This window comes from Oceanicola sp. S124, assembly GCF_000220565.1.
In the GTDB taxonomy this organism is placed as follows: Bacteria; Pseudomonadota; Alphaproteobacteria; order Rhodobacterales; family Rhodobacteraceae; genus Pseudooceanicola.
Window position 1 is genome coordinate 1 of record NZ_AFPM01000301.1, and the last position, 20413, is coordinate 20413.

Genomic DNA, 20413 nt, shown 5'->3' on the forward strand with positions numbered 1-20413 from the left:
CCCCTCAGGATGGGCAAGGGGCCTCCTGTATCTATCCGATGGCTGAAAATACTGCGGGGGAGTCTCCGACACGGAGACGGGGGCAGAGCCCCCTTGATCCTTCGGCCCCCTTTCGCGAGGCTCAATGCCCCATGATCATGCCTTCCAGCGCATCCTTCTCGGCCGACAGCTGGCTGAGCCGGGCCTTGACCACGTCACCAATGGTGACAATGCCAACCAGCACGCCTTCCTGCACCACCGGCATATGGCGGAACCGGCCCTCGGTCATCTTGCCCAGCACCTGGTCCGAGTTCATCTCGAGGCTGCAGCACACCGGGTCGCGGGTCATCAGCGCCGAGGCCGCCAGTTCCATCACCCCCTCGTCGCGCACGGCCAGGGCGCGCACGATGTCGCGCTCGGACAGGATGCCCTCGGCATGCGCACCGTCGCTGCTGACCACGACCCCGCCGATCCGCTTCTCGCGCAGGATCTGCGCGACCTCGCGGATCGTGACATCCGGGGTGACGGTGAAGACACCTTCGGTGCCCTTGGACTTCAGAATTTGCTGAACCAGCATCAGGTTCCTCCCTGGGTTGATGGACGCTCCTCCCGTTCAAGCGTGGAAGCGCCGTCGTCCCCTGTCAAGAGAGCCCTTCCTGTCGCAGGATCTCGGCCCGCAGCCGCTCGGAGAGCAGCGCAGCCAGCCGGTTGAGCCGGTCGAGCCGCCCGTCATCCTGGTGCCGGACCAGGTAGAAGCTGCGTTTCAGGCGGATCTGCTGCGGCAGGACGCGGCGCAGGTCGGGGTGATGGGGCAGCGAGAAGTCATGCAGGATCCCCAGTCCCGCGCCGCCCGCGACCCAGTGGAACTGCACCGAAACCGAGTTCGACCCCAGTTGCACCCGGCTGACCCCGGCCTCTTCCAGGTAGTCCAGCTCCTTGTCGAAGATCATGTCGGGGATGTAGCCCACCATCCGGTGTCCGCCCAGGTCGGCCAGGCTGCGGATCGGCGGATGCTGCGCAAGGTAGCCGGCGGTCGCCGCCAGATGCAGGTGATAGTCCGAGATCTTCTGCACCAGCAGCCTGCCGGCGGTCGGGGCGCTGACGGTCACCGCCATGTCGGCCTCGCGGCGGCTGAGGTTGAACAGGCGCGGCAGGGCGACGATCTGGATCTCCAGCTCGGGGTTCTCGTCGAGGATGCCGGCGCAGACCTGGGGCAGCAGGAAATTTGCCACCCCGTCCGGCGCGCCGATGCGCACCTGCCCCGACAGGCCCGGCCCGCCCTGCCCCGCGACCTCGGCCGCCCCCGCGAGGAAGGCCGCCTCGCCCCGCGCTGCATGGGTCATCAGGCGCTGGCCGGCCTCGGTCAGCGCATAGCCCTGCGGTGACTTGGCAAAGAGCGCCGTGCCGGTCTCTTCCTCAAGCCGCGCGATCCGGCGCGACACCGTTGCCGGGTCGATGCGCAGGGCGCGCGCCGCCGACGACAGGCTCTCCAGCCGTCCAACAGAGAGGAACACCCGCAGGTCATCCCAGTTCATAGCTGTATTTCCGCAAAACCCATTTGAGTTTTTTCCCCTTTCACGCCCATTTACGCAAGGCTAACCTGCCCGCAACCCCATTCCAGGAGGATTCCATGCAGGAACTGAGCCACTATATCGACGGCGCCCATGTGAAGGGCGGCTCCGGTCGCTTCAGCGACGTACTGAACCCCGCCACCGGCGAAGTCACCGGCCGCGTCCCGCTGGCCAGCGTCGCCGAGGTCAATGACGCCGTGGCCCGTGCCGCCGAGGCGCAAAAGGGCTGGGCCGCCACCAACCCGCAGCGCCGCGCCCGCGTGATGATGAAGTTCGGCGCCCTGATCAACGAGCACATGGACGAGCTGGCCGAGCTGGTCTCGAAGGAACACGGCAAGACCCTGCCCGATGGCCGGGGCGATGTGCAGCGCGGCCTGGAAGTGGTCGAGGTCTGCATGGGCGCGCCGCACATGCTGAAGGGCGAGTTCACCAATGACGGCGGTCCGGGCATCGACCTCTATTCCATGCGCCAGCCGCTTGGCGTCGTGGCCGGCATCACCCCGTTCAACTTCCCCGCGATGATCCCGCTGTGGAAGATGGCGCCGGCGCTGGTGGCCGGCAACGCGATGATCCTGAAGCCCTCCGAGCGCTGCCCCTCGACCTCGCTGCGCCTGGCCGAGCTGCTGAAGGAAGCCGGCCTGCCCGATGGTGTGCTGCAGGTGGTCAACGGTGACAAGGAAGCGGTGGACGCCCTGCTGGACAACGAGACGGTGCAGGCCGTCGGCTTTGTCGGCTCGACCCCGATCGCCCAGTACATCTACGGTCGCGCCACCGCCAACGGCAAGCGCGCCCAGTGCTTCGGCGGCGCCAAGAACCACATGATCATCATGCCCGACGCCGACATGGACAAGGCCGCCGACGCGCTGGTCGGGGCCGGGTTCGGCGCCGCGGGCGAGCGCTGCATGGCGATCTCGGTCGCCGTGCCCGTGGGCCAGAAGACCGCCGACACGCTGATCGAGAAGCTGATGCCGCGGATCGAAAAGCTGAAGGTCGGGCCCTATACCTCGGAAGACGAGGTCGATTACGGCCCCGTCATCACCGCCGCCGCCAAGGCGCGGATCGAGGGGCTGATCTCCTCGGGTGTCGAGCAGGGCGCGACCCTGCTGAAGGACGGCCGCGGCTTCAGCCTGCAGGGCTACGAGGACGGCTTCTATGTCGGCCCGACCCTGTTCGACAACGTGACCCCGGACATGGACATCTACAAGGAAGAGATCTTCGGCCCGGTGCTGTCCCAGGTGCGCGCCGAGACCTATGAAGAGGCGCTGAAGCTGACCATGGACAACCCCTATGGCAACGGCACCGCGATCTTCACCGCCGATGGCGACACCGCGCGCGACTTCGCCAACCGGGTCAACGTGGGCATGGTGGGCATCAACTTCCCGATCCCGGTGCCGCTGAGCTATCACACCTTCGGCGGCTGGAAGAAGTCGGCCTTCGGCGACCTGAACCAGTACGGCCCCGACGCCTTCCGCTTCTACACCCGCACCAAGACCGTCACGACGCGCTGGTTCTCTGGTATCAAGGAAGGTGGCGAGTTCAACTTCAAGGCCATGGACTGATCCCGGCCGCATGGCGGGTGGCCCTGTCGGGCCACCCGCCCCCTGAACAGGGGGATTCCCCCAGGAAAGACTGGAGATGACTGCCCGAGAAACACCGTGACGCGAGGTTTGGGCCCTTCCGGGGCGCCTATCCGGGCCGTGCCGATGGACGCAGCGCATCGGGATGGTGCAGACTGAGGATCCCGACCGTCAGACCGGAACGTCCAGATGTCCTGCTCCTACAAGATCCTGCCGCAGTTCGGATTGGTGCACATCCGCTTCGCCGGCGAGGTCTGCGCAGCCGACAGCCTGGAAGCGCTGCAACGCTTCGCCGAGGATCCGAAGGGCTCGCCCGATCTGAACCAGCTTCTCGACATGCGCGACGTGACCGGGCTGAACCTCGACGTGATGGAAATGCTGAAGGTCCATGCCCGCAAGGCCGAGATCTTCATCCCCGCCGAGCAGGATCGCCTGTTCGTCCACCTGGCGCCCTCCGAGATCGCCCTGAAGATCGCGGGCTTCACGGTGCGCAGCTGGGAACATGTGCCGGGCATCACCCACCGGGTGGTCCGAACCGAGGAACAGGCGCTCCAGGTCCTGGGGTTGCGCGAAAGCTCGATAGACGCCCTGGTGCAGCAGCAGGTTTGAGGAGACCTGCCCGCACCGCGAGGGGCATAATGGGAGGAGGCAGCGATGGATTTCGCACTGGGCGCCGAGGCAGGCGCAATCTTCGACATGGCACGGGCCTTCGGGCAGGACCGGATCGCGCCACATGCGGCCACCTGGGAAGAAGCGGGCGAGATCCCGAAGAACCTCTGGCCCGAGCTGGCAGAGCTTGGCTTCGGCGGGCTCTATGTCTCGGAGGACTCGGGCGGCTCGGGCCTGTCCCGGCTTGAGGCCACACTGGTCTTCGAGGCGCTTTCGATGGCCTGTCCCTCGGTCGCGGCCTTCCTGTCGATCCACAACATGTGCGCCCGTATGCTGGACGATTTCGGCTCGGCGGCGCTGAAAGAGGCCCTGCTGCCCGGCGCGCTGAGCATGCAAACCGTGCTTTCGTATTGCCTGACCGAACCCGGCTCGGGCTCGGACGCCGCCGCGCTGAAGACCCGGGCCGAACGGACCGAGACCGGCTGGCGCCTGACCGGCGCCAAGGCCTTCATCTCGGGCGGGGGGTATTCGGACGGCTACGTGGTCATGGCGCGTTCGGGCGGGCCGGGGCCGAAGGGGGTCTCTGCCTTCTACGTCCCTGCCGGCACCCAGGGGCTGTCCTTCGGCGGGCTGGAACGCAAGATGGGCTGGAAAAGCCAGCCGACCCGCGCGGTGCAGTTCGACGGCTGCGAGATCCCGGCGGAAAACCTGATCGGCGAAGAGGGCCAGGGCTTCACCTATGCGATGAAAGGGCTGGACGGCGGACGGCTGAACATCTCGGCCTGTTCCCTTGGCGCGGCCCAGGCGGCACTGGATGCCACGCTGGCCTACATGCGAGACCGCAAGGCCTTCGGGCAGAGCCTGACCGACTTCCAGGCCCTGCAGTTCCGCCTCGCCGACCTCGAGATCGAGCTGCAGGCGGCGCGCGTCTTCCTGCGCCAGGCCGCCTGGAAGCTGGACCAGCGCGCCCCCGACGCCACCAAGCACTGCGCCATGGCGAAGAAATTCGTCACCGAGGCCGGATCGCGCATCGTCAATCAGTGCCTGCAACTGCATGGCGGCTATGGTTATCTTGCCGATTATGGAATCGAGAAACTGGTGCGGGATCTGCGCGTCCACGAGATCCTCGAAGGGACCAACGAGATCATGCGCCTCATCGTGGCAAGGAGCCTCGTTTCGACATGAGCGACCTGACAATCCGGCGTGAGGGACACGCCGGGTGGATTACCCTCTCGCGGCCCGAGGCGCTGAATGCGCTCAGCCACCAGATGGCACTGGATATAGAGGCGGCGCTGCGCGACTGGCAGCAGGACGCGGGCGTCGCGCTGGTGATCCTGGATGCGGCGGGTGACAAGGCCTTCTGCGCCGGCGGCGACATCCGCCAGATGTACGACACCGGGCGCGCCGGCGATTACGCCTACGGGCGCCGGTTCTGGCGCGACGAATACCGCATGAACGCCCTGCTGGCGGGCTATCCCAAGCCCGTCGTCAGTTTCCTGCAGGGCTTTGTCATGGGCGGCGGGGTCGGCGTCGGCTGCCATGTCGCGCATCGGGTGGTCGGCGAAAGCGCCCGCATCGCCATGCCGGAATGCGGCATCGGACTGGTACCGGACGTGGGCGGCTCGCTGCTGCTGGCGCGGGCGCCGGGGCACCTCGGGGCCTACCTCGGGCTGACCGGGGCGCGGATGGCGCCGGGCGATGCGATCCACGCGGGCTTTGCCGATCACTTCCTGCCGGAAGCCGACTGGCCAGCACTGAAGGCCGCACTCTGCGCGGCGGGCACGCCCGCGCCGCTGATGAAGGCCACGCGCCCCGCCCCGCCCTCGCGGCTGGCCGAGAACCAGGATTACATCGACGCGCTCTTTGCCCCGGGCACCCTGCCCGGCATCCGCGCCGCCCTGGCCGAGGAGAGCGGCGACGACATCGCCGACCGTGCCCTGAAGGCGCTGGACGCGGGCTGCCCGCTGTCGATGGCCGCCACGCTGGAAATGCTGGACCGCCTGCACGATGCCAGCGACATCACCGAGGCGCTGCGGCTGGAATACCGTTTCACCGCCCGCGCCATGGAGCACGGCGACTTCATCGAGGGGATCCGGGCGCAGATCATCGACCGCGACCGCAAGCCGCGCTGGCGCCACGGGCTGGACATCGCGCCCGAGGTGGTCGCGGCGATGCTGGCGCCGCTGGAGGAGGAACTGGCCCTCTGAGCAGGGCCGGACCACATAGGGAGGAGGACACATGAAGATCGGATTCATCGGGCTGGGCAACATGGGCGCGCCCATGGCCCGCAACCTGGCCACGGCCGGACACGAGGTGACAGGCTACGACATGGCGGATGTGGCCGTGCCCGGCGTCACGCTGGCCCATACGGCCGCCGCCGCCGCGGAGGGCGCCGAGGTGGTGATCACCATGCTGCCGAACGGAGAGATCCTGCGCGCCGTCGCGGCCCAGATCCTGCCAGGTATGACCTCGGGCGCGGTGCACCTGGACTGCTCGACCGTCGACGTGGACAGCGCCCGCGCGGTGGCCGGGCTGGCCGCGGAACACGGCGTGCAGGCGATGGACGCACCGGTCTCGGGCGGCACCGGCGGGGCGGATGCGGGCACACTGACCTTCATGGCCGGCGGCTCGGTCGAGGCCTTCGCCCGGGTCGCGCCGCTGTTCGAGATCATGGGCCAGAAGGCCGTCCACTGCGGCGGTTCGGGCAATGGGCAGGCGGCGAAGATCTGCAACAACATGATCCTCGGCGTTACCATGATCGCCACCTGCGAAGCCTTCGCCCTGGCCGACAAGCTGGGGCTGGACCGGCAGGCGATGTTCGACGTGGTCTCGACCTCGTCCGGCTACAGCTGGTCGATGAACGCCTATTGCCCCGCCCCCGGCGTCGGGCCGAAATCCCCGGCAGACAACGGCTACCAGCCCGGCTTCGCCGCCGCGCTCATGCTGAAGGACCTGCGACTGTCGCAGCTCGCGGCCGACAGCGCGGGGGCCGAAACTCCGATGGGTGCCATGGCCGAGCAGCTCTACTCGACCTTCGTCGAGGACGAGGGCAATGGCGGCAAGGACTTCTCGGCCATGCTGCCCCGCTTCAGCGCCCGCAACGCCGGCGACAAGGGCTGAACTTGCCCCATGCCCCCGCCCCGGCCAGGGTTCCCGGGGCTGGCGCACAGGGCCGGGGCATGGGGCGACAGGCGAAGGGCAACAGGCTGGCAATGCTGAAATTTCTCGACTTCGACCCGGCCCTCGCCGAGGCCTGCGCGGCGGAATTCCTGGCCGCCCCCGAAGGGCGCGCGCTGTTCCCCGAGCCGCCCGCAACCCGCCCCGCCTTCCTGCGCATCGACAATGCGGCGGATGGCGCGCTGCCGCGCTTCGTGCTGAAGATGGACCTGGGCGGGCGTCTCTTCGTGCTGAAGCTCAACCTCGCCGCCGCCGGGGTCGGAGGGCTGGCGCAGGAGTATCATGCGCTGCGGCGGCTGCGCGCCGCGCTGCAGGACAGCCCCGGACTGGGCGTGGTGCAGCCGCTCTACCTCTCGCCCGGCGGCACCTTCATGGTGACCGACTTCAACGACGAGGACACCGCCTGGACCCGGTTGACCTCGGGGGAGGATCCGGCGCCGGTCTACACCCTGGCCGGGCGCTGGCTGGCCGCACTGCACGACCAGGCCCCGGCGGACGAGGCCCCCTTCTGGCCCAAGTGGATCTTCACGAAACTGGATGCGGTGCAGGCCTCCGGCACTGCGCAGGCGCGCCCGCAGGCCTTCCGCCCGATGATGCGCGCGCTGCGCCAGCAGGCCGAGGGTTTGCGCGGAAGGGTCTCGCGCCGTTGCCTCTGCCATGGCGACTTTCATCCCGGCAACCTGCTGATCGGCCCGGCGGGCGCACGCGGCCTCGACCTCTCGGAAGAGCAGCGCAAGCTGGCGGTCTACGACATGGTGGATTTCCTCAAGGCCGATGTGAAATGCGATGGCCCCGACGCACAGGTCGGCGCGGGCGGCGTGCTCGCCCCCTCGCGCGCGGCCTTCCTTGACGGCTACGGCCAGGAGATCGACGCGGAGCTGCTGGACTTCTGCCTGCGCGCCCGGCTGCTGATCACCTGGATCGGCATCGACCGCGACAGATACGCCCGCTCGGATTTCCAGCGCGACAAGTGGGCCCGGCTGGAACGCCGCCTGTCGCTGGCCTTCGACCGGTCCTGAACGGCATCCGGCGCCTTTCCGCCGAGCGCCGCGCAGCGCGGCGGCGGAAGGGACAGGCGGCTGCGTATCACCCTCGAAACGCCCATCGAGGAGAGCAGAGATGATCCATCCCACCCTGACCCGCGTCATCGCCATCGTGCTGGCCGGCACGCTGACCTTCGGGCTTGCGGCCCCCTCCTTCGCGCAGGGAGCACAGCGCCCGGCGCAGCAGGAGTGCCAGCAAGGCAAGCCCGGCCAGACCTGTCGACATCAGGGCAACGTACAGCAGCAAGGACATCAGCAGGGCCAGGCAACCAGCCAAAGGCCACAGCAGCAAGGCCAGCAGATGCACCAGCTGACCCGGGACCAGCGGCACCGCCTGCCCGAACCGCCCAAGGGCCAGTCCTATCGCCGGCATGGCGACCAGGTGGTGCGGGTCGATGACAGCACCGGCGCGGTGATCGCCGTGGTGGGACTTGCCGCCATCCTTCTGGCAACCCGGTAGAGTGCGCGGTGGCGGCCTATTCGGCTGCCACCTTCGCCGCCGAGAGGATCTCTTTCAGGTAGTGCCCGGTGTGGGACCGCGCGACCTCGGCGACCTCTTCCGGCGTGCCGATCGCCACGACCTCGCCGCCGCCGTCACCGCCTTCGGGGCCGATGTCGATGATATGGTCGGCGGTCTTGATGACGTCGAGGTTGTGCTCGATCACCACCACGGTATTGCCCTGCTCGACCAGTTCATGCAGCACTTCCAACAGCTTGCGCACGTCTTCGAAGTGCAGGCCCGTGGTCGGTTCGTCGAGGATATAGAGCGTCCGGCCCGTGGACCGGCGGCTGAGCTCCTTCGACAGTTTCACCCGCTGCGCCTCGCCACCCGAGAGGGTTGTCGCCTGCTGGCCGACCTTGATGTAGCCCAGACCGACACGCACCAGCGCATCCATCTTCTCGCGGATGCTGGGCACCGCCTGGAAGAACTCCTGCGCATCCTCGACCGTCATGTCGAGCACATCGGCGATGGACTTGCCCTTGAACTTGATCTCCAGCGTCTCGCGGTTGTAGCGGGCCCCCTTGCAGGTCTCGCATTCGACATAGACGTCGGGCAGGAAGTGCATCTCGATCTTGATCACGCCGTCGCCCTGGCAGGCCTCGCAGCGACCGCCCTTGATGTTGAAGCTGAAGCGCCCGGGCTTGTAGCCGCGCGCCTTGGCCTCGGGGAGCCCCGCGAACCAGTCGCGGATCGGGGTGAAGGCACCGGTATAGGTCGCCGGGTTCGAGCGCGGCGTGCGCCCGATGGGCCGCTGGTCGATGTCGATCACCTTGTCGAGGTATTCCAGCCCCTTGATCGTCTCGCAGGGCGCGGGCGTCTGGCGCGCGCCGTTCAGCCGCATCGAGGCGGTCTTGAACAGGGTCTCGATGGTCAGCGTCGACTTGCCCCCACCCGAGACACCGGACACGCAGACGAACTTGCCCAGCGGGAACTCGGCGGTGACGTCCTTCAGGTTGTTGCCGGTGGCCTTGACCACCTTCAGCGCCTTGCCATTGCCTTCGCGCCGCACCGCCGGGATGGCGATCTCGCGCTTGCCCGAGAGGTACTGGCCGGTGACGCTGGCGCTGTCGGCGGCGATTTCGGCCGGGGTCCCCTTCGAGACCACCTGCCCGCCATGCACCCCGGCCCCCGGACCGATGTCGAAGACGTAATCCGCCTCGCGGATCGCCTCTTCGTCATGTTCGACCACGATCACCGAATTGCCCTGGTCGCGCAGCGATTTCAGCGTCTCCAGCAGGCGCCCGTTGTCGCGCTGGTGCAGCCCGATGGAGGGCTCGTCGAGCACGTAGAGCACGCCCGTCAGGCCGGAACCGATCTGGCTGGCCAGCCGGATGCGCTGGCTTTCCCCGCCTGAAAGCGTGCCCGAGGCGCGCGACAACGTCAGGTATTCCAGCCCGACATTGTTCAGGAAGCCGAGCCGCTCGCGGATCTCCTTCACGATGGGGCCGGCGATCTCGCCCTTCTGCTTCGACAGGCTGGCCGGCGCCGCCTGGATCCAGTCCAGCGCCTCGCGGATCGACATCTCGACCACCTGGCCGATATGCATCTGGTCGATCTTCACCGCCAGCGCCTCGGGCTTCAGGCGGTAGCCGTTGCAATGGCCGCAGCGACGGTTGTTCTGGTAGCGCTCGAATTCCTCGCGTACCCAGTTGCTGTCGGTCTCGCGGTAGCGGCGTTCCATGTTGGGAATGACGCCCTCGAAGGCGCGGGTGATGTTGTAGACCCGCCCGCCCTCGTCATAGCGGAAGGCGATCTCCTCGTCCCCCGAGCCGCGCAGGAAGACGTTCTGCACCTTCTTCGGCAGGTCCTTCCAGCGGGCGTTCTTGTCGAAATCGTAATGCTTGGCGATGGCGTCGATGGTCTGCAGGAAATAGGGCGACTTGCCCTTGCGCCAGGGCGCGATGGCGCCATCGGCCACCTTCAGCTGGGCATCGGGCACCACGAGGCGCTCGTCGAAGAACAACTCCATCCCCAACCCGTCGCAATGCGGGCAGGCGCCGTCGGGGGCGTTGAAGGAAAACAGGCGCGGCTCGATCTCGGGGATCGAGAAGCCACTGACGGGACAGGCGAAATTCTCACTGAAGGTGATCCGCTCGGGCTCGCCTTCCTGCGGGGCGGTCTCAAGCACGGCGATGCCCGAGGCCAGATCCAGCGCGGTGCGGAAACTGTCGGCCAGCCGGGTTTCCATGCCCTCGCGCACCACGATCCGGTCGACGACCACGTCGATGTCATGACGGTACTTCTTGTCTAGCACCGGCGGCTCGTCGAGCTCGTAGAAGTCGCCGTTGACCTTCACCCGCTGGAAGCCCTGCTTGCGCAGCTCAAGGAAGTCCTTCCTGTACTCTCCCTTGCGGTCGCGGACGATGGGGGCCAGCAGGTAGGCGCGGGTCCCCTCCTCCATGCCCATGACGCGGTCGACCATGTCCTGCACCTGCTGCGCCTCGATGGGCAGGCCGGTGGCGGGGCTGTAGGGCGTGCCCGAGCGCGCGAAGAGCAGGCGCATGTAGTCGTAGATCTCGGTCACCGTGCCGACGGTCGAGCGCGGGTTCTTCGAGGTCGTCTTCTGCTCGATGGAAATCGCCGGGCTGAGGCCCGAGATATGATCCACGTCGGGCTTTTCCATCATGTCGAGGAACTGGCGCGCATAGGCCGAGAGGCTTTCCACGTAGCGCCGCTGCCCCTCGGCATAGATCGTGTCAAAGGCAAGAGAGGACTTGCCCGAGCCCGACAGCCCGGTGATCACCACCAGCTGGTCGCGCGGGATATCCACGTCGATACCCTTGAGGTTGTGTTCGCGCGCGCCGCGGACCTCGATGAACTTCTGATCGGCCATGACTGCCCCCGGGAACGCTGGCTTTGTAAGACTCTGGCAAGAGATAGTGGACTGTGGGCGAAGGTCCAAGCGGAAAGTGAGAACCAAAGGTGAACTTTCTCGCACCGGCGACAGGCTGCTGCCATGCTGGGCCGGCGCGCGCCGCGCGCGTGGATCGGGTTGCCTTGGCGGCGGAGGATCTCTAACACGGAATCGTTATGCTATAACATTACGAATCGGATCCGTAGGAGGACCACATGATGATCACGGACAGCCGCCGCCTTGGCGGGTTTGCCCTCGGGGCCCTTCTGGCACTGGGCCAGCCTGCCCTGGCCGAAGACAGGTCGCACGATCACGCGCATGACCACGGGCACGCCCATGATGCCGACAGCCAGCGCATCTACAAGGGCTACTTCCTCGACGAGGAGATCCAGCCGCGCACCCTGGCCGACTGGCAGGGCGACTGGCAGTCGGTCTATCCGCTGCTGCAGGATGGCACCCTGGCGCCGGTGATGGCGCACAAGGCCGAAAGCGGCGACAAGAGCGCCGAGGACTACACCGCCTATTACGAGATCGGCTATGCCACCGAGGTGGACCGGATCGAGATCGAGGGCGACACCTTCACCTTCCATGGCGCTGAGGTGGCCTCGGGGCACTATGCCTCGGACGGCTACGAGGTGCTGACCTATGCCAAGGGCAACCGCGGCGTGCGCTACATCTTCGAGAAGATCGACGGCGACGCCGCCGCCCCGCAGTTCGTGCAGTTCAGCGACCACGCGGTCTTTCCGACAGATGCCGGGCATTTCCACCTCTACTGGGGCGATGACCGCGCCGCGCTGCTGGAGGAAGTGACCAACTGGCCGACCTACTACCCCAGCGAGATGACCGGCGCCCAGATCGTCGACGAGATGATCGCCCACTGACCCCCGGGGCAGGTACAGGGCCGGGGGTGACCCCGGCCCTATTTCTGCGCCATCGCCCAGGCGATGATCGGGAAGTCAGGATCATTGGTCAGGTCATCGCTTGCGCGGTCATAGACCGGCGGCCAGGCCCCGGCCTCATGCGCCTCGATATTGCGCCGGGCGGCGGCCCGGTTGCCCCACTGACGGGACCGGATCGTCGCCTTGGGGAAACCCGCCTCGATCAGCAGGTTCTTCAGCCCCCGCGCCGACCAGCGCGAACAATCCACCGGCGCCCCGTGGAAGGGCACATGGAAGGGCGTGGCCACGTAGAACCAGCCGCCGGGGCGCAGCATGTCCAGCACATGGCGGGTGGCGGCATAGGGGCGGTCGAGGTGTTCCCAGACCTGATCGGCGATCACCAGGTCGAACTGGCGCGCCTGCCCCGCCTCGTCCCGCACCGGACCGTCGCAAATGTCATGGGCGGGGTAGAGAAACCGCTCGTAGCTGGCGAAATCGAACTGCCGGCCCCATTTGCCGCTGATCTCGGCGACCTGCAGGCGCGACGGCTCAAGCTCCTGGATCCAGCGGCGCGAGGTCTTGCGCATGGCGATACGGTTCAGGCTGGCCACATGTCCCCCTATCCGCCCCGCAGGCGGGTTGTCCCGGCGCCAGCCTAGCCCGGAAGCCATGGAAAACCCAACGAAAAGGGGCGCCCGCACGGGACGCCCCCTGGTTTGTCTGCCGTGGCGCCGATCAGATGTGGATCGCGCGGCCATAGGCCTGCAGCACCGACTCATGCAGCATCTCCGACAGGGTCGGGTGCGGGAAGACGGTGTGCATCAGGTCCTCTTCGGTGGTCTCCAGCGCCTGGCCGACCACATAGCCCTGGATCAGCTCGGTCACTTCCGCGCCGACCATGTGGGCGCCCAGAAGCTCGCCGGTCTTGGCGTCGAAGATGGTCTTGATCAGGCCCTCGGGTTCGCCGAGCGCAACCGCCTTGCCGTTGCCGATGAAGGGGAACTTGCCGACCTTGATGTCGTAGCCCGCGTCCTTGGCCTTGGCCTCGGTCAGGCCGACAGAGGCAACCTGGGGATGGCAGTAGGTGCAGCCGGCGATGGAGTTCGGTCGGATCGGATGGACCTTCTTGCCCGCCGCATGCTCGGCCACCATGACGCCTTCGTGGCTGGCCTTGTGCGCCAGCCAGGGCGCGCCGGCGATGTCGCCGATGGCATAGAGCCCCTCGACGCCGGTGCGGCAGTATTCATCGACCACCACATGGGTGCGGTCGACCTTCACGCCCAGCTCTTCCAGCCCGAGGTTTTCCACGTTGCCGACGATGCCGACGGCGGAAATCACGGTGTCGAACTCCTGCGTCTCGACCTTGCCGCCGACCTCGATATGCGCAGTGACCTTGCCCTTGGCCCGGTCCAGCTTCTTGACCATGGCTTTCTCCATGATCTTCATGCCCTGCTTGACGAACTGCTTCTTGGCGAAGGCGCTGATATCGGCGTCTTCAACCGGCAGCACGCGGTCCATCACCTCGACCACGGTCGTGTCGGCCCCGAGGGTATTGTAGAAGCTGGCAAATTCGATGCCGATCGCACCGGATCCGATGACCAGCAGCTTCTTCGGCATGCGGGCCGGTTTCAGCGCGTGGCGGTAGGTCCAGACCAGGTCGCCGTCTGCTTCCAGGCCCGGGAGTTCGCGCGCCCGGGCGCCGGTGGCCAGCACGATGGTCTTGCCGGTCAGCTCTTCGGTGCCGTCCTTGGTCTTGACCGAGACCTTGCCCTTGGCGGGCAGGCTGGCCTCGCCCATGATCACGGTGACCTTGTTCTTCTTCAGCAGGCCGCGCACGCCGCCTTCCATCTGCTTGGCCACCCCACGAGAGCGGTTGACCACGGCATCCAGATCATAGTCGATCTTCTCGGCGGAAAGGCCGAATTCCTTGGCCCGCTCCATCAGGTGGAAGACCTCGGAGCTGCGCAGCAGCGCCTTGGTGGGAATGCAGCCCCAGTTCAGGCAGATGCCGCCCAGGTGCTCGCGTTCGACCACGGCCACGTTCAGGCCGAGCTGTGCGGCCCTGATCGCGGCGACATAGCCGCCGGGCCCTGCCCCGATCACGATGAAATCGAATGACTTGGCTGCCATCTGCCCCTCCGCTGCGCCTTCGCTCAAAAGATAGTTTGACGTTAAACTATCTGCCAGCCAGCGACAAGCACGGGAAGCGGCCCGGACACGTCCCGTGCCGAAAGGCCGCTATGCACCCGGGGAAACCCGACGCCGGTTCCCCGCGAAGGTAGCCTCTGCCGCGAGACTGTCAAAGGGGGCGAAGGTCGTGCAGCGGGATATCGCGGGCCCTCGCCCCGCCGGAGCCCCCTGTTCAAAGCCATTTCCAGATATCCACGCCCTGCCCCCCCCCCGGTGGCAACGAAAACCCCCGGGGCGCGGGGCACCCGGGGGTCATCTCCTGTCCGGCAATGGCCGAGAGGTCAGCCTGCGGCGGCCTCCAGCTCTCGCATGGTGGCGCCATAGCCGCCCTTGTCGAGATAGGCCGCCTCGGAGGCGGTGCTGCGCCGCGCCAGCGCCTCGTTCCGGTAGGGGAAGCGGCCGAACTTGCGGATCACCTCGCGGTGCGCCTTGGCGTGGATCATGTTGGCCGCGCCGGTCTGCGGCATCCGCTCGGCCATCAGGCGCACGCAGCGGTCCTGATCGCAGAGGCTTTCAGAGTGCATCAGCGGCAGGTAGAAGAACTGCCGCGCCGGCTCGTCGATCTTGATGTCCCAGCCGTGGTCGATGGCCATCTTGGCCGCCGCCAGCGCCACCTTGTCCGAGGCGAAGGCCGCCTTCTGCCCGCGGAACATGTTGCGCGGGAACTGGTCCATCAGGATGATATAGGCCAGCGCCCCGCTGGGATAGGTCAGCCACAGCCCGTAGGTGCCGCCCTGCGCGCTTTTCCAGGCCTCGCCGAAGCGGTCGCGGATCTGCTGGTCCAGGTCGTCGCTCGCCTTGTACCAGCCGTCCTGGCCGACCTCATCCAACCAGAAGGACAATACCTCGTCGGGGGCAATCATGGCTCTCTCCTCAATGCTGGCGATTGCGCCGTTTCGTTCACTGTTACAAAGCTTTTACAGGAATGGAATGGAGGAATTCCCTGCCTGCGCAATTCGCCGCCGCTATTGCGTCGAATCCTCGGCCGCCGCCTCCTCTGCGGCCTCATGCGCCCATTCCTGCGCCGCCTCGACCGCGACCGGGGTCGAGGACATGAGCACCGGCGCATAGGCCCCGGTGTCCTCGGCGGCAATCGCCGGGCGCTGCGTCATCCGGTAGAAGGCATAGCCCGCCGTCGCCAGCAGCAGCACGGCAATGAAGAGGAAGAAGCCCCCCGGCCCCGCCACGGTCATCACCCAACCGGTCAGCAGCGGGCCGCCGATGGCGCCCAACCCGTTGACGAACATCATGCCCGCGCTGCCCGCCGCCATCTGGTCGTGTTCGAGCAGATCGTTCAGATAGGCCAGCAGCAACGAATAGAGCGGGTTGGTCATGCCGCCGATGAACACCGCCGCCACCAGCAGCGCCACGTAGCTGTCACCCAGCATCCAGCCGATGCCGGCGCCGACGCCGCCGATGATCGCCTCGATGGCGATCAGCAGGCGCCGGTCCATGCGGTCCGACAACCACCCCAGCGGATAGAGCGACAGCATCGCGCCAACGTAGAACATGGTGATGAACAGCGAGATCTGCGGCAGCTTCAGCCCTGCCTGGGTGCCGAAAACCGCCGCCATGCCGAACTGCGCCGAGAAGGCGCCGCCGACCAGGAAGACGCCGACCAAGCTCAGCGGAGAGGTCTGGAACAGCTCCTTCAGCGACATCGGCTTGGTTGAATCGAAGGCCGGCGTCGGCGAGACCGACAGCAGGATCGGCGCGAAGGAGATCGAGACCAGCACCGAGGGCACGATGAACAGGATGAAGCCGGCCGGATCGCCAAGCAGCAGGATGCCCTGCGCCGCCATGATCCCTATCACCTGCACGAACATGTAAAGCGCCAGCGACTGGCCGCGGGTCTCGTTCGTTGAGGCGTTGTTCAGCCAGCTCTCGGCGGTGACGTAGACGCCCGAGAAGCAGAAGCCGATGATCACCCGTTCGATCGACCAGGCCCAGGGGTTGGGATAGGCGGGGTAGAGGATCAGCACCGCCGAGATGAACGAGCCGAGCGCCGCGAAGACCCGCACGTGGCCGACCCGCCGGATCATCTCGGGCGCCAGCCGCGAGCCGCCGAGGAAGCCGGCGAAATAGGCCGACATCACAAGCGACATCTGGAAGGTCGAGAAGCCCTCGATCTCGCCCCGCACACCCAGCAGGGTGCCTTGCAGGCCGTTGCCAAGCATCAGCAGCATCAGGCCCAGCAGAAGGGCCCAGGAGGTTCCGAGAACCTGAAGCATGCGGTGTCTCCTCTGTCGGGGCCACGGGCGGAACTGTGGCCGGCGCCCTGGCGGGGGTCGGACAGGGCCCTCAGGCCCCGACCCATGGATTTCACGTCAGCGCTGCGGGATCAACAGCGAGGCGTCGCCATAGGAGAAAAAGCGGTATTTCCCTTGAATGGCATGGGCATAGACCTGCCGGATCGTCTCGGGGCCCATCAGGGCAGAGACCAGCATCATCAGTGTCGACTTGGGCAGGTGGAAATTGGTCATCAGGGCATCTGCCACGACGAAGGTGAAACCCGGGTAAATGAAGATGTCCGTCTCGCCCCGCCAGGGGGCGATGGCCCCGGTTTCCCGCGCCGCGCTTTCGATCAGGCGCAGGGCGGTGGTGCCGACCGGGATCACCCGGCCGCCGGCGGCCTTGGTGGCGGCGATCTCGGCGGCGGCACTCTCGGTCACCTCGCCCCATTCCGCGTGCATCCTGTGGGTGGTGACATCCTCGACCTTCACCGGCAGGAAGGTGCCGGCCCCGACATGCAGGGTCACATGGGTGAAGTCGATGCCCTTGGCAGCCAGCCCCGCCAGCAGCTCCTGATCGAAATGCAGCGAGGCGGTCGGCGCGGCCACGGCGCCCGTCTTCTCGGCCCAGACGGTCTGGTAGTCCTGCTTGTCCTGTTCGTCCGGGGCGCGCAGGGCGGCGATATAGGGCGGCAGCGGCATCTGCCCGGCCTCGGCCAGGGCGGCGTCGAAATCGCCCTCTGCCTCGAAGCGCAGCAGGGCCTGGCCCGCGTCGCGGCTCTCGACCACGGCGGCCAGGCGCGGCGAGAAGCGGATCACCTCGCCGTCACGCACCTTCTTCAGCGGCTTCAGCAGGGCGGCCCAGGTGCCTTCGGCGCGGGGCTCCAGCAGGGTGACCTCGATCCGCGCCTCGGTCTCGCCCTGGTCAGAGCTGCGCCGTCGCAGCCCCGAGAGCCGCGCCGGAATGACCTTGGTATCGTTTAGTACCAGCCGGTCGCCCGGTCGCAGGAAGTCACCGAGATCGCGCACCACGGCGTCGCGGATCGTACCGCCCTCGGCCACCAGCAGCTTCGCCGAGCTGCGCGGCCGCGCCGGGCGCGTCGCGATCAGCCCCTCGGGCAGATCGAAATCGAAATCGGACAGCTGCACGGCAAACCCCCGGGACACTCTGGTAAACTCGGGGCCCGGCTACACCCTCCCCGCCTTGCCTGCAACTCCCCGGCGCGGCGCGTCCACCCGGTGGCCCGGCGCCCGACCGCCGCTCGGGAGCCCGGGGGCCCCGGGGGCCATGTCACTCAGCGCCCGGCGCCGGGCGGCGGAAGATCTCGCGGAACATGCCCGGGGTCAGCGCCGACAGCGGGTTCACCCGCACCTTCGGCCCCGAGGCCGGCCCCTCCAGCCGGAAATTGAACCCGATCAGCCCCTCTCCCTTGCGGGTCAGCACCGATCCGATGCCGTTCAGCAGGTAGAGCGGCGAGAACACGCCCTGCATGTCCAGCCGGTCGCCCGCCAGGTCATAGGTGCCATCCAGCGAGATCCCCAGCGAGGCACCGACCGCGCTGGCGCTGTGCACCACCAGCGCCTCGGGGGTCAGGGTGAAATCCGCCTCGACATCGCCGAACAGGATGCCCGGCCCGGAAAGCTGCTCCAGCAGGCCGACGATCGACAGGGCATTCAGCAGCTCGGCCATGACCGGCGCCTCGCGGATGCGGATGTCCTTGATTGCCAGGTGCCCGGCGTAGTGCCCCGGGGTGCCCTGCGGCACCAGGTCCAGCGCCAGCCGGCCACCGCTGCCCTGCTTCAGATAGCCCGCCGCCGCCAGCACCGCGCTGGCATCCGCGGCCTCGATGCGGATCGCGCGCGGGCTCCAGACCCCCGTCACCCCCGCGCCGCCGTTCACCCGCCCCGAGAAGCGCAGCGCGCCGCCCCCGGCAGGCTGGCCCCGGAAGCCGGTCAGCGCCAGCCCCCGCCCGACCTCCAGCCGGTCGAGCGCCACCGAGACCGGCAGGGCGCCGCTGCCACCGCCCGGCAGGTCCGGCATCCTTCCGAGGTCGACGCGGCCGCCCGTGACCTCCAGCGCGGTACCGCCCCCCGAAGGACGCACCCGCGCCGAGACATCCAGCCAGCCCCCCGCCCGCAGGCGGTTGAGCGAGAGCAGTTGCAATGCGCCGCCGGGCGATGCGGTAAGATCCCCCGCCAGCGTCAGCCCCGGCGCCTCGAGCGAGAAGGCATCCAGCCGCAACGCCTCGCCCAGCCGTCCCTCGGCACTGAGCCGCCCCGTGCCCGCCTGCGACAGCGCGAAGCCGAGCGCCGGAATGCGCAGGCCCAGCCCGGCAAGGTCGCTTTCGACGCGAAAGTCGATCCGGTCGGCCTCGTGCAGCTCAAGCGACAGGTCCGCCGCGCCCTGTCCCGAAAGCGTCCCCTCGGGCAGCCGCAGCCCGAGCGCCTCGGCCCCCGCCGCATCCAGCGTGACCCGGGCGGTGACCCGCGCCGGATCCGCCGCCTCGCCCAGCCCGGCGTCGAAACGGCCCCGGAACGCGAGGCCATCCAGCGTGCCGGCGCCCGACACCTCGATGTCGCTCTTGTCGCCGGTGATCTGCAGCGCCGAGGCCTCCAGCCGGCGCCCCGGCACCAGGCTGTCGCTCTCGACCTCCAGGACACGGGCCGAGTAGCTGGCCTCGACCGCCTCGATCGGCAGGTCCTTCAGCAGCGGCAAAGAGATCAGCGCCTCGACCTCGGCCCGCCCGCTGGCCATTCCGGGGTCCTGTCCGGCCTTCTGCAAGAGGTTCAGCGGCGGATGGTCCAGCAGCTTCAGCACGTCGCCCAGGGCCCCGCGGGCCCGCAGGGTGACCTCGCCGAGAGAGGGCTTAACCGTAATGTCCGGCACCACGAAGGCGGTGCCAGAAACGTCCAGCCGGCCGCCACCCGGCACGTCGACCACGCCCGCATCCGACAGCACGGCGAAGCGGTCGCCGCGGATCGATGCATGTCCCCGCGCCTCGCGCACCGGCGGCATCCCGGTCAGGTAGGCCAGGGTCGCCTCGTCGAAGTCGAACCCCACGTGCAGCTCGGGCTTTTGCCCTTCGCTGGCGCGCAGCGCGAACTGAAGATGCGACAGCGCCCCCTCGAGCAGGTTGCGCGACACCCAGTTGCGCGTCTTCGGCTTTGCCAGCGGCGGCCAGAAGGCCAGCACGTCATCGGGCGAGAACCGCGCCGTCGCATCCGCCGGTTCGGCCAGCGCGCCTTCCAGCCCCAACTCCCAGCCGTCGCGGGCCCGCATCCAGCCCGACAGCTGCAACGACTGCTCGCCTTCCGAGAGGACAAGCTGCCCCAGGGACAGCTCGAAGGGCTCGACCCCGAGACGCAGCTCTGCCTCGGCCCGGTCGAGCCGCAGCGCAGCGGCAAAGAGGTCGCCGGGATTGGCCACGATGTCCGAGGCCGAAAGCTGGCCGGTCATCTCGACCCCGCCGCCGGGTCCGGTGCCAAGCTGGAAGGCGCCCTCGGCCAGCAGGCTGACCCAGCGGGATTGCAGCGACAACTCGGTGAACCGCAGGATCTGGCTGGCAGGATCGAAGGAAAAGTAGCTGCGGGCGGCATCGAAGGGGATCGGGCGGGTGCCCTCCGAGGGGCGCAGCACCCCGGCCCCGATCTGCAGCGTGGCATAGAGCGGGCCAAGCCGGCCATCGCCCTCGATCGCCACCCGCAGCGCCCCGGACAGCGGCGCCCGCAGCACGCCCAGCCAGGCCAGGGCCGCGCTCTGGGTGGCGAGGTCTTCCGAGGGCATGTCGGCGACGGAGAGCCG

Annotated in this window: 17 protein-coding genes; 8 read left to right on the top strand and 9 right to left on the bottom strand. The window is 67.9% G+C overall.

All coding sequences use genetic code 11. The annotated features are described in order from the left end of the window. Positions 1-121: 121 nt before the first annotated feature. Both OS124_RS0120290 and OS124_RS0120295 read right to left on the bottom strand, forming a co-directional pair. Positions 122-556 (bottom strand): CBS domain-containing protein, encoded by a 435-nt coding sequence (locus OS124_RS0120290; protein ID WP_010141797.1) that lies wholly within the window; start codon positions 554-556, stop codon positions 122-124. A 64-nt stretch (positions 557-620) separates the two neighbouring features. Then, positions 621-1514 carry a LysR family transcriptional regulator gene (locus tag OS124_RS0120295; protein WP_010141798.1) on the bottom strand — a complete coding sequence of 298 codons (894 nt, stop codon included), beginning with the start codon at positions 1512-1514 and terminating at the stop codon, positions 621-623. Between the two features lie 95 nt (positions 1515-1609). On the opposite strand from OS124_RS0120295, the gene OS124_RS0120300 reads away from it, so the two are divergent. The 7 genes from OS124_RS0120300 (at position 1610) to OS124_RS0120330 (ending at position 8416) form a co-directional block, all read left to right on the top strand. After that, a complete protein-coding gene (locus OS124_RS0120300) occupies positions 1610-3109 on the top strand; it encodes a CoA-acylating methylmalonate-semialdehyde dehydrogenase (protein WP_010141799.1) in 1500 nt (499 codons plus the stop codon). Positions 3110-3316: 207 nt separating this feature from the next. After that, complete coding sequence (locus tag OS124_RS0120305) at positions 3317-3736, top strand: hypothetical protein (protein ID WP_010141801.1); 420 nt, start codon at positions 3317-3319, stop codon at positions 3734-3736. Positions 3737-3781: 45 nt separating this feature from the next. Continuing rightward, positions 3782-4921: an acyl-CoA dehydrogenase family protein gene (locus OS124_RS0120310; protein ID WP_010141802.1), complete on the top strand. Its 1140-nt coding sequence runs from the start codon at positions 3782-3784 to the stop codon at positions 4919-4921. Then, entirely contained in the window at positions 4918-5943 is a 1026-nt protein-coding gene (locus OS124_RS0120315) for an enoyl-CoA hydratase/isomerase family protein (protein WP_010141803.1), read from the top strand. Before OS124_RS0120310 ends, OS124_RS0120315 begins: the two co-directional genes overlap by 4 nt. Positions 5944-5974: 31 nt before the next feature. Beyond that, the gene (mmsB, locus tag OS124_RS0120320; protein ID WP_010141804.1) at positions 5975-6856 is read left to right on the top strand and encodes a 3-hydroxyisobutyrate dehydrogenase; all 882 of its coding nucleotides are present in this window, start codon (positions 5975-5977) and stop codon (positions 6854-6856) included. 92 nt (positions 6857-6948) lie between these two features. Further along, complete coding sequence (locus OS124_RS0120325; protein WP_010141805.1) at positions 6949-7932, top strand: phosphotransferase family protein; 984 nt, start codon at positions 6949-6951, stop codon at positions 7930-7932. A 100-nt stretch (positions 7933-8032) separates the two neighbouring features. Beyond that, complete coding sequence (locus tag OS124_RS0120330) at positions 8033-8416, top strand: RcnB family protein (protein ID WP_010141806.1); 384 nt, start codon at positions 8033-8035, stop codon at positions 8414-8416. 16 nt (positions 8417-8432) lie between these two features. Here OS124_RS0120330 and uvrA read toward each other — a convergent pair whose 3' ends face one another. Beyond that, positions 8433-11291: an excinuclease ABC subunit UvrA gene (uvrA, locus tag OS124_RS0120335; protein WP_010141808.1), complete on the bottom strand. Its 2859-nt coding sequence runs from the start codon at positions 11289-11291 to the stop codon at positions 8433-8435. A 236-nt stretch (positions 11292-11527) separates the two neighbouring features. Between uvrA and OS124_RS0120340 the strand changes: the two genes are divergently transcribed. Continuing rightward, positions 11528-12193, top strand: a complete 666-nt coding sequence (locus tag OS124_RS0120340) for a metal-binding protein ZinT (RefSeq protein ID WP_010141809.1) — start codon at positions 11528-11530, stop codon at positions 12191-12193. A gap of 38 nt (positions 12194-12231) precedes the next feature. Here the strand turns inward: OS124_RS0120340 and OS124_RS0120345 are convergent, their stop codons facing one another. From OS124_RS0120345 to OS124_RS25420, 6 genes are all read right to left on the bottom strand, one after another. Then, the gene (locus OS124_RS0120345; protein WP_010141810.1) at positions 12232-12801 is read right to left on the bottom strand and encodes a class I SAM-dependent methyltransferase; all 570 of its coding nucleotides are present in this window, start codon (positions 12799-12801) and stop codon (positions 12232-12234) included. 124 nt (positions 12802-12925) lie between these two features. Further along, positions 12926-14320: a dihydrolipoyl dehydrogenase gene (lpdA, locus tag OS124_RS0120350; RefSeq protein WP_010141811.1), complete on the bottom strand. Its 1395-nt coding sequence runs from the start codon at positions 14318-14320 to the stop codon at positions 12926-12928. Between the two features lie 341 nt (positions 14321-14661). Continuing rightward, positions 14662-15243 carry a DUF924 family protein gene (locus OS124_RS0120355; protein WP_010141812.1) on the bottom strand — a complete coding sequence of 194 codons (582 nt, stop codon included), beginning with the start codon at positions 15241-15243 and terminating at the stop codon, positions 14662-14664. A gap of 102 nt (positions 15244-15345) precedes the next feature. Beyond that, on the bottom strand, positions 15346-16611 hold the full coding sequence (locus OS124_RS0120360; RefSeq protein ID WP_010141813.1) for an MFS transporter: 1266 nt from the start codon (positions 16609-16611) through the stop codon (positions 15346-15348). A 96-nt stretch (positions 16612-16707) separates the two neighbouring features. After that, entirely contained in the window at positions 16708-17760 is a 1053-nt protein-coding gene (gene queA, locus OS124_RS0120365; RefSeq protein WP_010141814.1) for a tRNA preQ1(34) S-adenosylmethionine ribosyltransferase-isomerase QueA, read from the bottom strand. A gap of 142 nt (positions 17761-17902) precedes the next feature. Beyond that, positions 17903-20413, bottom strand: a 2511-nt coding sequence (locus OS124_RS25420) for a YhdP family protein (RefSeq protein ID WP_010141815.1), incomplete at its 5' end; no start/stop codon positions are given.

Bases quoted from the DNA above. Each gene is read 5' to 3' on its own strand.
- uvrA (WP_010141808.1), bottom strand. From the start codon at position 11,291: ATGGCCGATCAGAAGTTCATCGAGGTCCGCGGCGCGCGCGAACACAAC.
- OS124_RS0120360 (WP_010141813.1), bottom strand. From the start codon at position 16,611: ATGCTTCAGGTTCTCGGAACCTCCTGGGCCCTTCTGCTGGGCCTGATG.
- lpdA (WP_010141811.1), bottom strand. From the start codon at position 14,320: ATGGCAGCCAAGTCATTCGATTTCATCGTGATCGGGGCAGGGCCCGGC.
- OS124_RS0120290 (WP_010141797.1), bottom strand. From the start codon at position 556: ATGCTGGTTCAGCAAATTCTGAAGTCCAAGGGCACCGAAGGTGTCTTC.
- OS124_RS0120340 (WP_010141809.1), top strand. From the start codon at position 11,528: ATGATGATCACGGACAGCCGCCGCCTTGGCGGGTTTGCCCTCGGGGCC.
- OS124_RS0120300 (WP_010141799.1), top strand. From the start codon at position 1,610: ATGCAGGAACTGAGCCACTATATCGACGGCGCCCATGTGAAGGGCGGC.
- OS124_RS0120315 (WP_010141803.1), top strand. From the start codon at position 4,918: ATGAGCGACCTGACAATCCGGCGTGAGGGACACGCCGGGTGGATTACC.
- OS124_RS0120355 (WP_010141812.1), bottom strand. From the start codon at position 15,243: ATGATTGCCCCCGACGAGGTATTGTCCTTCTGGTTGGATGAGGTCGGC.
- OS124_RS0120325 (WP_010141805.1), top strand. From the start codon at position 6,949: ATGCTGAAATTTCTCGACTTCGACCCGGCCCTCGCCGAGGCCTGCGCG.
- mmsB (WP_010141804.1), top strand. From the start codon at position 5,975: ATGAAGATCGGATTCATCGGGCTGGGCAACATGGGCGCGCCCATGGCC.
- OS124_RS0120295 (WP_010141798.1), bottom strand. From the start codon at position 1,514: ATGAACTGGGATGACCTGCGGGTGTTCCTCTCTGTTGGACGGCTGGAG.
- OS124_RS0120310 (WP_010141802.1), top strand. From the start codon at position 3,782: ATGGATTTCGCACTGGGCGCCGAGGCAGGCGCAATCTTCGACATGGCA.
- OS124_RS0120305 (WP_010141801.1), top strand. From the start codon at position 3,317: ATGTCCTGCTCCTACAAGATCCTGCCGCAGTTCGGATTGGTGCACATC.
- OS124_RS0120330 (WP_010141806.1), top strand. From the start codon at position 8,033: ATGATCCATCCCACCCTGACCCGCGTCATCGCCATCGTGCTGGCCGGC.